Source organism: Caulobacter sp. 10L414, from assembly GCF_056395525.1.
In genome coordinates this window covers 1-12,674 of record NZ_JBFTJR010000061.1, presented here as the reverse complement: position 1 = coordinate 12,674, position 12,674 = coordinate 1, and the positions used below count along the sequence as shown (strand labels likewise).

Below are 12,674 nucleotides of genomic sequence, written 5' to 3'. Positions count from 1 at the left end.
TTCGCAGTTGCGAGAAGACTGCGGCGCTAGCGTCAGGGGGTCAAGGGCGACGCGGGGTCAGCCCTGCGCCGGCCTCGGCGGCGCGTCGTCCGGATCCTCGCGCCCCAGCTCGTCGGCGGCGTCGTTCTGCGAGACGTGAGCGGCCGCCTTGCCGCGGGCCTTGCGGGCGGCGCGCGGCTCCAGGCGCAGGGCGGCGCGGGCGTCCTCGCCCTCCTCGCCGAATAGGCCGCGCAGGCGCACGTCGCGCTGCGGATAGGGGATCTCGATCCCGGCCCCGCGCAGGGCGTCGTCGATGGCCCAGGTATAGGCCGCGAAGATCGCCGCCGGCCGCCGCACCGCCTCGACCGTCGGCCAGACGATCAGCTCGAACTTCAGGGCGTGCTCGCCATAGCCGACCAGCCACACCTGGGTGCGGCGCACCGCGTCGTCGGCGCTGGTGAAGGGCACGCTGCGGGCGGCCTTCAGCACCGCCTCGCGCACCAGTTCCTTGTCGACCCCGAAGGCGGTGACGAAGGGCACGCGGATCCGGCGGGTGGTGCCGCGCAGGGTCCAGTTGATCACCTGGTCGTTGACCAGCACCGAGTTGGGCACGATCACGTCGGTGGCGTCGTTGGTGCGGATGCGCGTGGCGCGCGGCCCGATCTCGTGCACGACGCCTCGCGCGCCGTTCGACAGCTCGACGAAGTCGCCCACCGCCACCAGCCGCTCGAACACCAGGCTGACGCCCGAGGCGAAGTCCTTGATCACGCCCTGCAGGCCAAGGCCCACGCCCACGCCCACCGCGCCGGCGAAGACGGTCAGCGAGGTCAGGTCGATGCCCATGGTCGACAGGCCCGCCAGCAGGCCCACCAGCACCAGGCCATAGGTGGTCAGCTTCTCGACCACGTAAAGCGAAGGCCCGCTGTCGGCCGCCCGCGCCCGCAGCCGCCGCAGGCCCGCCGCCGCCAGCCGCGCGGCCAGCAGCGCGGCGATGACGATGACGATCCCCGCGCCCAGCCCGCCCACCGTGATCGCCGACTTGCCGAGCTTGACCAGCTCGAGGGCGTCCAGGCGCTGCAGGGGATTGTCGCTCATGGGGCGGAGTTTGAGCGCGGGCGGGCGACGGGTTCAAGACCCGCGGGCCGGATGGCGAGGAACCTCCCCCCGTGGGGGAGACGGCCGAAGGCCGGTGGGGGGAAGTTTTCAGCTTCCGATGCCCTGGCCGATCTCACAATCACGCCCCCCACCGATCGCTACGCGATCGCCTCCCCCACGGGGGGAGGTTCTCGCAAGTGCGGGCTCGGTCTGGATCAGCGCCCCACCATCGCCAGCCCGGCTTCCGCGTACCGCGCGCCCTCGACCTCGGTCTCCGGCACCGCCGCGGCGATCTTCGCCAGGTCGTCGGCGCTCAGCGCGACGTCGACCGAACCGATATTCTCCTGCAGGCGCGCAGCCTTCGTCGTGCCCGGGATCGGGGCGATGTCGTCGCCTTGGGCCAGCAGCCAAGCCAGGGCCAGCTGGGCGGGGGTCACGCCCTTTTCGCCGGCCAGTTCGACCAGAGCCTCGACCAGCGACTGGTTCTTGGCGATGGCCTCGCCCTGGAAGCGCGGCAGGGTCGAGCGGAAGTCGTCCTTGCCAAAGCCGTCGCCGGCCTTGATCGCGCCGGTCAGGAAGCCGCGGCCCAGCGGGCTGTAGGGCACCAGGCCGACGCCCAGTTCGCGGATGGTCGGCAGCACCTGCGCTTCGATCCCGCGCGTCCACAGCGAATACTCGCTCTGCAGCGCCGCCACCGGCTGCACCGCCTGGGCCTTGCGGATGGTGGCCGCGCCGGCTTCCGACAGGCCGAAATGCTTGACCTTGCCCTCGGCGATCAGGTCCTTGACGGTTCCCGCCACGTCCTCGATCGGCACGTTCGGGTCCACCCGGTGCTGGTAGAAGAGGTCGATCACGTCGACGCCCAGGCGCTTGAGCGAGGCCTCGGCCACCGCGCGGATGTTGTCGGGCCGCGAGTTGACGCCGCGCATGCGCGGAACGCCGGCTTCGTCGCGGGCGATGTCGAAGCCGAACTTGGTGGCGATCACGACCTTGTCGCGGAAGGGCTTCAGGCCCTCGCCGACCAGTTCCTCGTTGACGTACGGGCCATAGACCTCGGCGGTGTCGAAGAAGGTCACGCCCAGGTCGACGGCCTTGGCCATCAGGTCGAACATCGCCTGCTTGTCGGGCGCGGGACCATAGGCCCAGCTCATGCCCATGCAGCCGAGACCGAGGGCCGAGACCTCCAGGCCGTCGCCGAGTTTGCGCGTCTTCATGGGCAGCTCCTTTTTGGGGAATTTCGGTCGTGGCCCTCGCCGCGACGGCAGAAAGATGGGTCCGTCGGAGCGCGACGATAACCGCTTGCGGTCTCAACGCACTCCTGAGCATCTCTCAGCAATGTCCACGCGCCCCCTGCCCGACCTCGCCGTCTTCGCCCTGGTCGCCGAGCGCCGCAGCTTCCGCGCCGCCGCCCAGGCCCTGGGCGTCACCGCCTCGGCCCTCAGCCACTCGATCCGCAATCTCGAGGCCCGCCTCGACGTGCGCCTGCTCAACCGCACCACCCGCAGCGTCGCCCCCACCGAAGCCGGCGAGCGGCTTCTGGCCAGGCTCGGCCCGGCCCTGGCCGACATCGACGCGGCGCTGGACGAGGTGGCGATGTTCCGCGACCGCCCGGCGGGGCGCCTGCGCGTCAACGTCGCCAGCACGGCCGCCCGCATGCTGCTGGCTCCGCGCCTGGGCGGCTTCATGAACACTTATCCCGACGTGCGGGTCGAGATCGTCTGCGAGGACGCCCTGGCCGACATCGTCGCCGGCGGCTTCGACTGCGGGGTGCGGCTGGGCGAGCGGCTGCAGGCCGACATGATCGCCGTGCCGCTGGGCGGCGAGCAGTCCCAGGCCCTGGTCGCCACGCCCGACTACATCGAACGCCACGGCGCGCCCACCAAGCCCGAAGACCTGATGAGCGGCCACCGCTGCCTGCTGGTGCGGCGCGCCTCGGGCCAGCCCTATCCGTGGGAGTTCGAGCGCAAGGGCCGCCTCGTCGTCGTCACCCCGCCGCCGGCCCTGCTGACCGACAACGGCGTCGTCATGCTGGAGGCCTGCCGCGCCGGCGCGGGCCTGGCCTTCCCCTTCCGCGAAGCCGTCGCCGACGACATCGCCGCCGGCCGCCTCGTGGCCCTGCTGGAAGACTGGTGCGAGCCCTTCCCCGGCTTCTTCCTCTACTATCCCAGCCGCCGCCAGCTCTCGCCGGCCCTGCGGGCGTTCATCGACTGGATGCGGGGGTGAGATCCCTCGGTTCACAAACCGCCCGTCATTCCCGCCACGAGGGCGGGAATGACGGGAAGATAGGGATCGAAAAAATTTCTCCTCGACCCTGTCGGCGTGGCGGGCGTTCCTTCGTCCTCGGGAAGACGCGGCGGTCCGTCGCGAAGGAGGAGGAGCAACGCCATGCCGAAGATCTCGCCGTTCCTGTGGTTCGATACGCAGGCCGAAGAGGCCGCGAACTTCTACGTCTCGATCTTTCCCAATTCGAGGATCGTGTCGGTGAACCGCTATCCCGACGACGTGCCGCCGCCGGCCGGGCCGGGCGGTTCGGTGTCGACGGTCTATTTCGAACTCGACGGCCAGCCGCACGTGGCGCTGAACGGCGGGCCGCACTTCAAGTTCACCGAGGCGATCTCGCTGTCGATCGACTGCGACGGCCAAGCGCAGGTCGACCACTACTGGGACAGCCTGCTGGCCGGCGGCGGCCAGCCCTCGGCCTGCGGCTGGCTGAAGGACAGGTACGGCCTGTCCTGGCAGGTCACCCCGCGCCAGCTGATCGAGCTGACCACCGGCCCCGACAAGGCCGTGGCCGGCCGGGTGTTCGCCGCGATGATGCAGATGGTGAAGATCGACGTGCCCACCCTGGAGAAGGCCGCGCGCGGCGAATGACGCACATTTAATCCGGGTAATATTGACTCACCTTTTTATCCGGGTGAATTAGGCGGCCACTTTCGAGAGGCCGTCCGATGTCCGTCGCCCAGATCCCCGCCGTCGCCCGCGCCCTGCGGGCGACCTTCGCCACCGACGTCGTCGACACCGAGACCCGCCTGACCGGCGGGCTCTCGGGCGCGGGCAGCTGGCGCGTCCGCGTCGGCGGGATCGCCTATGCCCTACGGGTCGACGCCGCTCGCGACGCGGTGCGCGATCCGGCCCGCGCCCAGGCCTGCCAGCGCATCGCCGCCGACGCCCTGCTCTCGCCGCGCCTGCGCCATGCCGACCCGGCCGGCGGGATCACCATCGTCGAGTGGATCGACGCCCGGCCCCTTTCCGACTTCCCCGGCGGCGGGCCGGCGCTGCTGGACGAGCTGGCCCGCACCGTGCGCCTGCTGCACGAGACCCCGGCCTTCCCGCCGCTGATGGACTATGTCGACGCCCTGGACGGCCTGGTGAACGGCCTGCTGGCCAGGCCGCTGCTGGCGCCCGAGACCCGCGAGCGGCTGGCGGCGCTGTGGGCCGAACTGGCCACGGCCAGTCGGGCGGCGGGCGTCGAGCCGGTCTCCAGCCACAACGACCTCAATCCCCGCAACATCCTCAGCGACGGCGCCCGCCTGTGGCTGGTGGACTGGGAGGCCGCGTTCCTGGCCGACCGCTATGTCGACCTGGCCGCCGTCGCCAACCTGTTCGCCCCCTCGCCCCGGGCCGCCGATCGCCTGCTGGCCGTCTATTTCGGCGCCCCGCCGAGCGATCGCCAACGGGCTCGCCTGGCCCTGGCCCGACGCGTCAGCCACCTGTTCTACGCCGTGATGTTCCTGACCCTGGCGGCGGACGAACGCCCAGGCGCCCGCCTGCCCTGCGATCCCTCCGCCTGGCCGCTGCAGCAGCTGCACGCGGCCCTGGGCGAGGGCCAGCCCCTGCTGGAAACCTGGGAGGGACGCCTCGAATACGGCCTGGCGCGGCTCGACGCGGCGACGTGAAGGCGACCTGAAAGAACGTCGTTACAAAGCCGCTTGACTCAAACTCTACATATATCGCTAATAGCGACATGACCCGCGCACCCAACATCTCACGCCAGACGGTCGGCGTGCTCGCCGCCTTGTTGGCCCAGCCCCAGGCCTGGCGCTACGGCTACGACCTCTCCAAGGAGACGGGCCTGAAGTCGGGCACGCTCTATCCGCTGCTGATGCGGCTGTCCGACCAGGGCTACCTGGAGGCCGAGTGGCGCCAGCCGCTCCAGCCCGGCCGCCCGGCGCGCCACGCCTATCGCCTGACCGCCGCCGGCGTCGCCCTGGCGCGCCAGCGCGCGGAGGCCCAGCCCGGCGCCGTCTCGCTCCAGCCCTCGGCGGTCCGGCCATGAGCCTCGCCAAGCACCTGCTCGACCACGCCGCCGCCGTCCTGCCGGCCGCCCAGCGCGACTGGGCCGCGGGCATGAAGGCCGAACTTTCCGCCATCGACGCACCGGACGAGGCCCTGGCCTTCGCCGCCGGCTGCGTGCTCGCCGCCTATCGCCGAAGGATCAACCCCATGCGCATCGCCCTGACTTCAGCTCGCCTGTTCGTCGCCGCCCTGGCCRTGCTGGCCGCCGCCTTCCACGTGCTCCCGACCGGCTACTGGCTGCTCATCCTGGTCGACCTGAAACGCAGCGGGATGGACGGATGGGCCGGCCGGCTGGGGATGTTCCGGGGCGCCTCCGCCGAGCAGGCGATCGGCAGCCTGATGCAGTTCCAACCGTGGAACTTCATGCTGACGCTCATCATGGGCTTTAGCTTCGCGGCCGCGGCCTGGTTCGTGGTCAAGGGCCGGATGCGCGGCCTGTTCGTCGCCGTCCTGGTCGGCGCCCTGGCCCATACGGCCCGAAGCGCCATGCTGATGGCGTTCTGGCCCGCCCCGTCGCATCTGGGCTTCGCCTGGCTGAACATCGCCGCCTTCGGCCTGCTGCTGGCGGCCGGACTGTCGCTCCACGGCCTCGACCGCTGGACGCGGCCCAAGCTCGCCGCCGTCTAGGCCGGGTCGAATTCAGCAACCTGGCCCTTTTCTTCCGAACTCCCCGCGAAGGCGGGGGCCCAAGCTGCCTTTCGAGGGCTGGTGAGGCGGGGGACAATCCAGAGTCGCCGCTTGGATCCCCGCCTTCGCGGGGAGGAACGGATTTGGAGGCCGTCGCCGTGTGAAAGTCGATATGCTCTAGGCCGCCGCGGGCTCGGCCAGCCAGGTCTCGACCGTGGCGTAGAGCAGGTCCTTCTGGATCGGCTTGGCCACATGGTCGACCATGCCGGCCTCGCGGCATTGGGCGATCTGCTGGGGCAGCGCATCGGCGCTCATGGCGATGATCGGCACGGCCGAGACCGGGCCAGGCAGGGCCCGGATGGCCCGGGTGGCGGTCAGGCCGTCCATGCCCGGCATGTGGATGTCCATCAGCACGATGTCGAAGCCGCCGCCCCGGGCCATGTCGACCGCCTCCTGGCCGTTCTCGGCGGTGACGACCTCGCAGCCCGCCAGGGCCAGGAAGGCGCCGCCGATCTCGCGGTTCATCGGATGGTCGTCGACCAGCAGGATGCGCGCGGCGGCGATCCGGCCGCCGGCCGCGACCACCACCGGGGGCGCCGCCTCGCAAGGCTGCGCCGCCAGTTCGATCCAGAAGGTCGAGCCCTGGTCCGGGTTGGCGCTCATGCCGATGCGCCCGCCCATCAGCTCGACCAGCGCCTTGCTGATCGCCAGACCCAGGCCCGCCCCGCCGAACGCCCGGGTCACCGAGCTGTCGCCCTGGCTGAAGCGCTGGAACAGGCGGTCGCGCAGTTGCGGCGGCACGCCGATGCCGGTGTCGACGATCTCGATGCGCAGGTGGTCGACGTCCTCGCCCGGCGTCACGGCCAGACGCGCCGTCACCCGTCCGGCCGGGGTGAACTTCACGGCGTTGTTGAGCAGGTTCAGCAGCACCTGGCGCAGGCGGTCGGCGTCCAGCCCGTGATCGCGCCCCGTCTCGCCCGCCGCCTCGACCTCCAGCGCCAGGCCCTTGGCGCGGGCGTCCTGGGCGACGATGGCGACGGCGTCGCGCAGCACCGCCTCGGCGCGCGCGGCCCCGACCTGCAGCTCCACCCGGCCGGCCTCGACCCGCGAGAAGTCGAGCACGTCGTTGACCAGGGTCAGCAGGGCGCCGCCGGCCCCGTCGATCAGGCCCACGTGCCGGCGCGCCTCGGGCGCCAGGTCGTCGCGGTCGGCCAGAAGGCGGGTGAAGCCCAGCACGCTGTTCAGCGGCGTGCGGATCTCGTGGCTCATGGTGGCCAGGAACTCGGTCTTGGCCTGGCTGGCGGCCTGGGCGCGGGCCTGGGCCTTGCGGGCCAGGGCCTGACGTCGCACCAGAAGCTGCTTGAGGCGCTGCTGGTTGGCGAGCGCCAGGGCGGCGGCCAGGCAGGTGAACAGCAGCGCGCTGACCAGGAACTGCAGGGCGTGCATGCGCTCGGAAGCCTGGGCGCGCGTGGCGGCCTCGGCGACGATGCCCAGCACGCTCAGCGGCGCGGCGATGGCGGCCACGATCACCGTCGTCCAGGCCGCGCCCTTGGGACCCAGCCGGAACGCCACCAGCACCCCGGCCGGAAACACCAGGAACGGCAGGGCGTGGCCGGGCCGTCCGAACGCGATCAGGGCCGCGACCGCCACCATCACGTAGCAGGCGATCTTCTCCCACACCGGCCGCTCGAAGCCGCGCTGGATGCCCCGATCGAACAGGATCAGGGCGATCGGCAGGCCGGCCGTCATGCCCAGCGCGTTGACGAACATCCAGTTCTTGATCAGCACCGGCAGCGAGACGTTCAGCATCGGCGCGCTGGCGAAGGCGCCGATCACGGCCAGCACCGCGGTGATCGGCAGGGCCAGCCCCACCACCCGCAGGGCCTGGGCCAGGTTCTTCATCCTCGGAGGCCCGCCGAAGGCCCTGCGCAGCACCACCGCGATCAGCGCGGCCTCGATGGTGTCGAGCACCGTGAACAGCGCCGTCATCGCCGGCGCCGTGCCGCCCAGGCGGTCGAGCAGCACGTGGCAGACGGTGGTGACGGCCAGCAGGATCAGGCTGCGGCGCGGAGTGAGCAGGACGAGGCCGCCGGCCAGCAGGCCGTTGCATGGCCACAGGGTGGCCATCCCCGACGGCCCCCTTGTCAGCAGGTCGCAGTAAGCGATGGTGACGGCGTAGGCGAAAATCAGCGCCAGCAGCAGGCGCGTCTGTCGCCCCTCGCCCTCGAACCCGTTTGAAGCCACCATACGCGTACTCGCGATCCCCTCGTCCCCCGACGAAATCGCCGGCAGGATCGCGCCTAACCCCGCCTATAAGGTTAAGGCGAAACGGGAATTTCTCACGACGGGCGCGATCAGGCCTTCTTGACGAACTCGGTGCGCAGCACCAGGCCCTTCACCTTGTCGACATTGGCCTCGATCTCGTCGGGATCGCCGGTCAGCCGGATCTTCTTGACCAGCGTCCCGCGCTTGAGGGTCACCCCGCCCGAGCCCTTGACCTTCAGGTCCTTGATCAGGGTGACGTTGTCGCCGTCGGCCAGGATCGCGCCGTTGGAATCGCGGGTTTCGTCGGACATGGAAAGACTCCTCGGCCTCGCCGCTGCGAAGCCCACACATAAAGTATGGGCTTCTTAAAGCGCGTCGGAGGCAAAGTCTAAGCGGTTTCCGCCGCGCCTACTTGGCCCGGCCCAGGCACGGCGCGCCGTCCGGCCCGACGGCGCCGTTGCAGATCCGCTGGGCCAGCATCGACTCCTTGCTTTCAACCAGAGTCTTGGAGCCGTCCCTGGCCCGCTTCAGCGTGAAGGCGTCGTAGAGCTTGCCGCTGGCGGTGTAGGCGGAAAAGCCCAGCTTGTCGGCGTCGACGTCGATCACCTGGTAGAACTCGGTGTCGGCGGCGACCTTGTCGGGCTGGGTCAGCGCGCGGTCGTTCAGCGCGTACATCTTCGAGCCGACCACCGAGACCACGTAGACCGGCCCTTGCGGCTGGCCGGCGGCGTGGCGGCGGGCAGCGTCGGCCTTGCCGGCCTCGCTGGTCAGGCGGGCGTAGCAGTGGTCGTGGCCCTGCAGCACCAGATCGACCTTGCGGGCCTCGAACACCGGCTTCCAGGCGGCTTTCAGCTTTTCGGTGTCGTTGGGACGCGCGCAGGTGAAGATCGGCTGGTGGAAGGTGACGATGTTCCACTTGGCCTTGCTGGCCGCCAGGGTCTGGTCCAGCCAGCGGGTCTGGGCCTCCAGCGCGCCGAGGTCGAGGGCGGCCGTGCCGTCCAGGATGATGAACCGCACGCCCTGATAGTCGACATAGTAGGTCGTCTGCTTCACCGGCTCGGCGCCGTTGGTCGGCAGCACGAACTGCAGCGGCCAGTAGGGGCCCAGCTTGCGGCTCTCGGTCCCGTCCGGCCTGGCCACGTCCACGTACTCGTGGTTGCCGGTGGCCGGCAGTTGCGGAACGGTCGAGAAGTTGTAGGCGCCGGCCGCGGTCCACTCGCCCCACTCGTCGTCGTGGTCGAGGTCGTCGCGCTGGGCCACCAGGTCGCCGGCGTGCAGCACCAGGGCCGGCGCGGCGGTCGACTGGAAGCCCTGGCGGATCACCCGCGAGCCGATCGGCAGGATGCCGTTCTGGGTGTCGCCCAGATAGAGGAAGCGGAACGGGCGGAACGTCGCCGCGGCGGTGTGGAACTGCAGCCACTCGCTCCAGCCGTCGGCGCCCTTCACGCGATAGACATAGGCCGTATCCGGCGACAGGCCCGTCAGGCGGGCCTGATGATAGAGGGCCGGGCCGTTGGCGCTGTCGATCGCCTGGGTGGTTCCCGACAGCGTCTTGGCGTGGAACGCCAGGCTTGGCCCGTCGATGGCCGGCGCCAGCTGGATCTCGGCGTCCGCCTGGCGCGGATCGGTGCGCCAGGCCACGGCCATCTCGCGCGCGGGATCAGCGCCCGCGGTCAGCACGATGCGGTCGGGCAGGCCCTTGGGCTTGAACGGCAGGCCGGGCGAGCGCGGGATCGGCTGGGGCGCCTCCTGGGCCAGGGCCGGCGCCGTCGCCAGCACCGCCAGCCCGATGGCCGCCGCGCCGACCAGAAGTTTCCGCAGCCCCATGATTTCCCTCCGTCGACTGACGACCAACGCGTCCCGAACCGTCGCCGCGGTTCCTGCCCGGGTTCCGTGACAGATTGACGAAGGTCGCCCGCCTTTTCGGGCGCGGACGGCCTGGGGAGCGGATCGGCATTCCGCCAATCAGGCCCTTTCCGCCGAGCTCCCCCGCGAAGGCGGGGGCCCAAGCCGGCTTTCAAGGGCAGGCGGGGCCGCAGACAACCCGCAGCCTCTGCTTGGATCCCCGCCTTCGCGGGGAAGAACGGATATTGAGGACGCCTGTAGGGTAACTGTCAGCACGGCCTACGGAGCGGCGGTCCCGTACCAGTCGCGCCCGTCGCCGTCGGCGCTCAGCACCACGGCGATCGCCTGGTCCTGGCGGGTGATCGTCAGGCGGTGGGTCCACAGCGGCACCACCAGACGCCCCTCGGCGTCGAAATTGCCGCCGCCGACCCAGACCCGCACGGCCTTGCCGTCGCGCTCGCCCACGGCCGACAGCCGCACGCCTTTCTTGGTGATCTTGTCCAGCTTGATGGCCACCGTCACCGGGCCGAGCAGGTCCTCGGCGCTGGCCTCCAGCCTGGGGCCGTCGTCGACCGGGAAGCCGCCCACGAACAGTTCGCCGGCCAGCCAGGACTCGCCGCCGACATTGATGACCTTGAAGCCGTCGCCCGCCGTCTCGACACAGCCCATCTGCGTGACCTTGCCCTGCACCGAGCCGTTGACGAACGGTCCGCACCACTGCGCCACGTACGGCCCGCGCGCCACGGCGTGGAACACCGCCCCGGCCTCGCCGCGCTTGTTGATGCCCAGCATGTTCGACACCGGGTACTCGGTGGTCAGCCGCGCCGTCGCCAGGTGGCTGGCCGGCAGGGTCGCCAGCGCGCCGCCCTCGCCCACCGCGCCCTCGGCCGCCTTGGCCTGCGACAGGTCGAAGACCAGGCCCGCCGCGCCGATCTTGGCGTCGGGAACCGGCGGCAGGTCCAGGATGTCGGCGCGCGCGGCCTCGATGCGCTGGGCGAGGTCGGGCCGGGACAGCAGGGCGGCGAACCAGGCCTCGCGCTCGGGCTGCTTCTTGGCCGCCTTCAGCGCCGTCTCTTCCTCGGCCGTCAGGCTCACCTTGGTGTAGCCGCGGGCGCGCATGCAGCGCTCGTAGCCGGCGCGGCGGGCCTTGGCCTCTTCCAGGCCGGCCAGGAAGCCGGTGGCCAGGGCCGCGCCCGCCGAGGCGGCCACGCCGCCGCCGGTCACCACGGGCGGCGGCAGGCCCGGTGTCGGCACGCCCTTGGCGTAGTCGGTGCAGACGGTCTCGTCGGCCATCTGGCCGGGCAGGTCCTTGCCGAGCTGGGTGAACACCCGGACCGGCTTGGCCGCGTGCGCCAGCCCGGGCGCGACGACGAGCAGGCCGACGACGGCGGCGACGATCGATTTCTTGGACATGGAACCCCCGTTTCCAGGGGCCGATCTATGGCAAGCGTCACCGCGCGCCACAACCCGGAGTTTGTGACAGCCGGACTTTTCGCGCCAAAGCCCTTCGGCTCTCAGTCCTTGCGACCCAGCGGATGCTTGGTGCGCACCACTTCGGCCAGGTGCTCGCCGGCCACGTGGGTGTAGATCTGGGTGGTGCCGATGTCGGCGTGGCCCAGCAGGGTCTGGATGACCCGCAGGTCGGCGCCGCCCTCCAGCAGGTGGGTGGCGAAGGCGTGGCGCAGCACGTGGGGGCTGACCTTCTCGCGGTCGATGCCGGCGGCGATCGCCGCGTCCTCCAGCAGCTGCGACACCCGCCGCGCCGTCAGCCGCCCGCCCTTGCCGCGCGAGGGATAGAGCCATGGGCTGTCCTTCTGACCCTTTGGCAGGAATTGCAGCCTTCCCTCCAGATAGGCCTTCACCGCCGCACGGGCCGCATCGTTCAGCGGGGCCAGCCGCTCCTTGCCGCCCTTGCCCTTGACCATCAGGAAGGCCGGGTCGCGGGCCAGGGCCGACAGCGGCAGGGCCAGAAGCTCGCTGATCCGCAGGCCCGAGGCGTAGAGCAGCTCGATGATGCACGACAGGCGCAGGCCCTGGGCGCCGTCCTTCTCCGCGGCGGCGGCCAGCAGGGCGTCGATCTCGGCCCGCGACAGCACCTTGGGCAGCGGCCGGCCGGCCTTGGGCGCCACGACGCGGCGCGACGGGTCGTCGGCGCGCCAGCCCTCGCCCAGGGCGAAGCGATAGAACTGCCGCACGGCCGAGCGCCGCCGCGCCGCCGTGGCCGGCGACAGGCCGCGCGCGCCCAGGTCCTGGAAATAGGCCTCGATCGCTTCCGCGTCGGCCGCGTCCAGGTCGTCGCCCGAGCGGCCCAGAAAGCCGCGGGCGTCCTCTAGGTCCTTCTCGTAGGCGCGCAGGGTGTTGGCGGCCGCCGCCCGCTCGACGGCCATCATCTCCAGGAAGGCCTCGACCCAGCCCTCTGCCTTTGCGCTCATTTCTTCTTCGCCGGCGGCTTGGCGGCGGGCTTCGGCGCGGGCGGAGCCGGCGGCGCGGGCAGCAGGCCCTCCACGGCCAGGGCCCGGGCGTCGGCGGAAAGACCGGCGCGGTTCAGGGCGGCGACGATGCGGGCG

At 71.2% G+C, this 12,674-nt stretch carries 12 protein-coding genes; 5 read left to right on the top strand and 7 right to left on the bottom strand.

Features of this window, described 5'->3' with window-relative positions; all coding sequences use genetic code 11:
- Positions 1–57 precede the first annotated feature (57 nt).
- Positions 58–1,074: a mechanosensitive ion channel family protein gene (locus tag AC1DCG_RS20410; RefSeq protein ID WP_477030439.1), complete on the bottom strand. Its 1,017-nt coding sequence runs from the start codon at positions 1,072–1,074 to the stop codon at positions 58–60.
- A 215-nt stretch (positions 1,075–1,289) separates the two neighbouring features.
- A complete protein-coding gene (locus AC1DCG_RS20405) occupies positions 1,290–2,288 on the bottom strand; it encodes an aldo/keto reductase (RefSeq protein WP_477030438.1) in 999 nt (332 codons plus the stop codon).
- A 121-nt stretch (positions 2,289–2,409) separates the two neighbouring features.
- On the opposite strand from AC1DCG_RS20405, the gene AC1DCG_RS20400 reads away from it, so the two are divergent.
- The 5 genes from AC1DCG_RS20400 (at position 2,410) to AC1DCG_RS20380 (ending at position 5,997) form a co-directional block, all read left to right on the top strand.
- Positions 2,410–3,297, top strand: a complete 888-nt coding sequence (locus AC1DCG_RS20400; RefSeq protein ID WP_477030437.1) for a LysR family transcriptional regulator — start codon at positions 2,410–2,412, stop codon at positions 3,295–3,297.
- A 162-nt stretch (positions 3,298–3,459) separates the two neighbouring features.
- Positions 3,460–3,945, top strand: a complete 486-nt coding sequence (locus tag AC1DCG_RS20395) for a VOC family protein (RefSeq protein ID WP_165258262.1) — start codon at positions 3,460–3,462, stop codon at positions 3,943–3,945.
- A gap of 77 nt (positions 3,946–4,022) precedes the next feature.
- Positions 4,023–4,970: a phosphotransferase gene (locus AC1DCG_RS20390; RefSeq protein ID WP_477030436.1), complete on the top strand. Its 948-nt coding sequence runs from the start codon at positions 4,023–4,025 to the stop codon at positions 4,968–4,970.
- Positions 4,971–5,038: 68 nt separating this feature from the next.
- Positions 5,039–5,350 (top strand): PadR family transcriptional regulator, encoded by a 312-nt coding sequence (locus AC1DCG_RS20385; RefSeq protein WP_477030435.1) that lies wholly within the window; start codon positions 5,039–5,041, stop codon positions 5,348–5,350.
- Entirely contained in the window at positions 5,347–5,997 is a 651-nt protein-coding gene (locus AC1DCG_RS20380; RefSeq protein ID WP_477041634.1) for a hypothetical protein, read from the top strand. The genes AC1DCG_RS20385 and AC1DCG_RS20380 overlap by 4 nt, the downstream gene beginning before the upstream one ends.
- 177 nt (positions 5,998–6,174) lie before the next feature.
- On the opposite strand, the gene AC1DCG_RS20375 is transcribed toward AC1DCG_RS20380, so the two are convergent.
- From AC1DCG_RS20375 to AC1DCG_RS20355, 5 genes are all read right to left on the bottom strand, one after another.
- Entirely contained in the window at positions 6,175–8,244 is a 2,070-nt protein-coding gene (locus AC1DCG_RS20375) for an ATP-binding protein (RefSeq protein ID WP_477030433.1), read from the bottom strand.
- A 107-nt stretch (positions 8,245–8,351) separates the two neighbouring features.
- Positions 8,352–8,573 carry an alkylphosphonate utilization protein gene (locus tag AC1DCG_RS20370; protein ID WP_058349252.1) on the bottom strand — a complete coding sequence of 74 codons (222 nt, stop codon included), beginning with the start codon at positions 8,571–8,573 and terminating at the stop codon, positions 8,352–8,354.
- A gap of 97 nt (positions 8,574–8,670) precedes the next feature.
- Positions 8,671–10,089 (bottom strand): purple acid phosphatase family protein, encoded by a 1,419-nt coding sequence (locus AC1DCG_RS20365; RefSeq protein ID WP_477030432.1) that lies wholly within the window; start codon positions 10,087–10,089, stop codon positions 8,671–8,673.
- A 297-nt stretch (positions 10,090–10,386) separates the two neighbouring features.
- Entirely contained in the window at positions 10,387–11,520 is a 1,134-nt protein-coding gene (locus AC1DCG_RS20360) for a hypothetical protein (RefSeq protein WP_477030431.1), read from the bottom strand.
- Positions 11,521–11,621: 101 nt separating this feature from the next.
- A complete protein-coding gene (locus AC1DCG_RS20355; RefSeq protein ID WP_477036952.1) occupies positions 11,622–12,539 on the bottom strand; it encodes a site-specific tyrosine recombinase XerD in 918 nt (305 codons plus the stop codon).
- Positions 12,540–12,674: the final 135 nt, after the last annotated feature.

Bases quoted from the DNA above. Each gene is read 5' to 3' on its own strand.
- AC1DCG_RS20385 (WP_477030435.1), top strand. From the start codon at position 5,039: ATGACCCGCGCACCCAACATCTCACGCCAGACGGTCGGCGTGCTCGCC.
- AC1DCG_RS20390 (WP_477030436.1), top strand. From the start codon at position 4,023: ATGTCCGTCGCCCAGATCCCCGCCGTCGCCCGCGCCCTGCGGGCGACC.
- AC1DCG_RS20405 (WP_477030438.1), bottom strand. From the start codon at position 2,288: ATGAAGACGCGCAAACTCGGCGACGGCCTGGAGGTCTCGGCCCTCGGT.
- AC1DCG_RS20360 (WP_477030431.1), bottom strand. From the start codon at position 11,520: ATGTCCAAGAAATCGATCGTCGCCGCCGTCGTCGGCCTGCTCGTCGTC.
- AC1DCG_RS20375 (WP_477030433.1), bottom strand. From the start codon at position 8,244: ATGGTGGCTTCAAACGGGTTCGAGGGCGAGGGGCGACAGACGCGCCTG.
- AC1DCG_RS20355 (WP_477036952.1), bottom strand. From the start codon at position 12,539: ATGAGCGCAAAGGCAGAGGGCTGGGTCGAGGCCTTCCTGGAGATGATG.
- AC1DCG_RS20400 (WP_477030437.1), top strand. From the start codon at position 2,410: ATGTCCACGCGCCCCCTGCCCGACCTCGCCGTCTTCGCCCTGGTCGCC.
- AC1DCG_RS20370 (WP_058349252.1), bottom strand. From the start codon at position 8,573: ATGTCCGACGAAACCCGCGATTCCAACGGCGCGATCCTGGCCGACGGC.
- AC1DCG_RS20365 (WP_477030432.1), bottom strand. From the start codon at position 10,089: ATGGGGCTGCGGAAACTTCTGGTCGGCGCGGCGGCCATCGGGCTGGCG.
- AC1DCG_RS20395 (WP_165258262.1), top strand. From the start codon at position 3,460: ATGCCGAAGATCTCGCCGTTCCTGTGGTTCGATACGCAGGCCGAAGAG.
- AC1DCG_RS20410 (WP_477030439.1), bottom strand. From the start codon at position 1,074: ATGAGCGACAATCCCCTGCAGCGCCTGGACGCCCTCGAGCTGGTCAAG.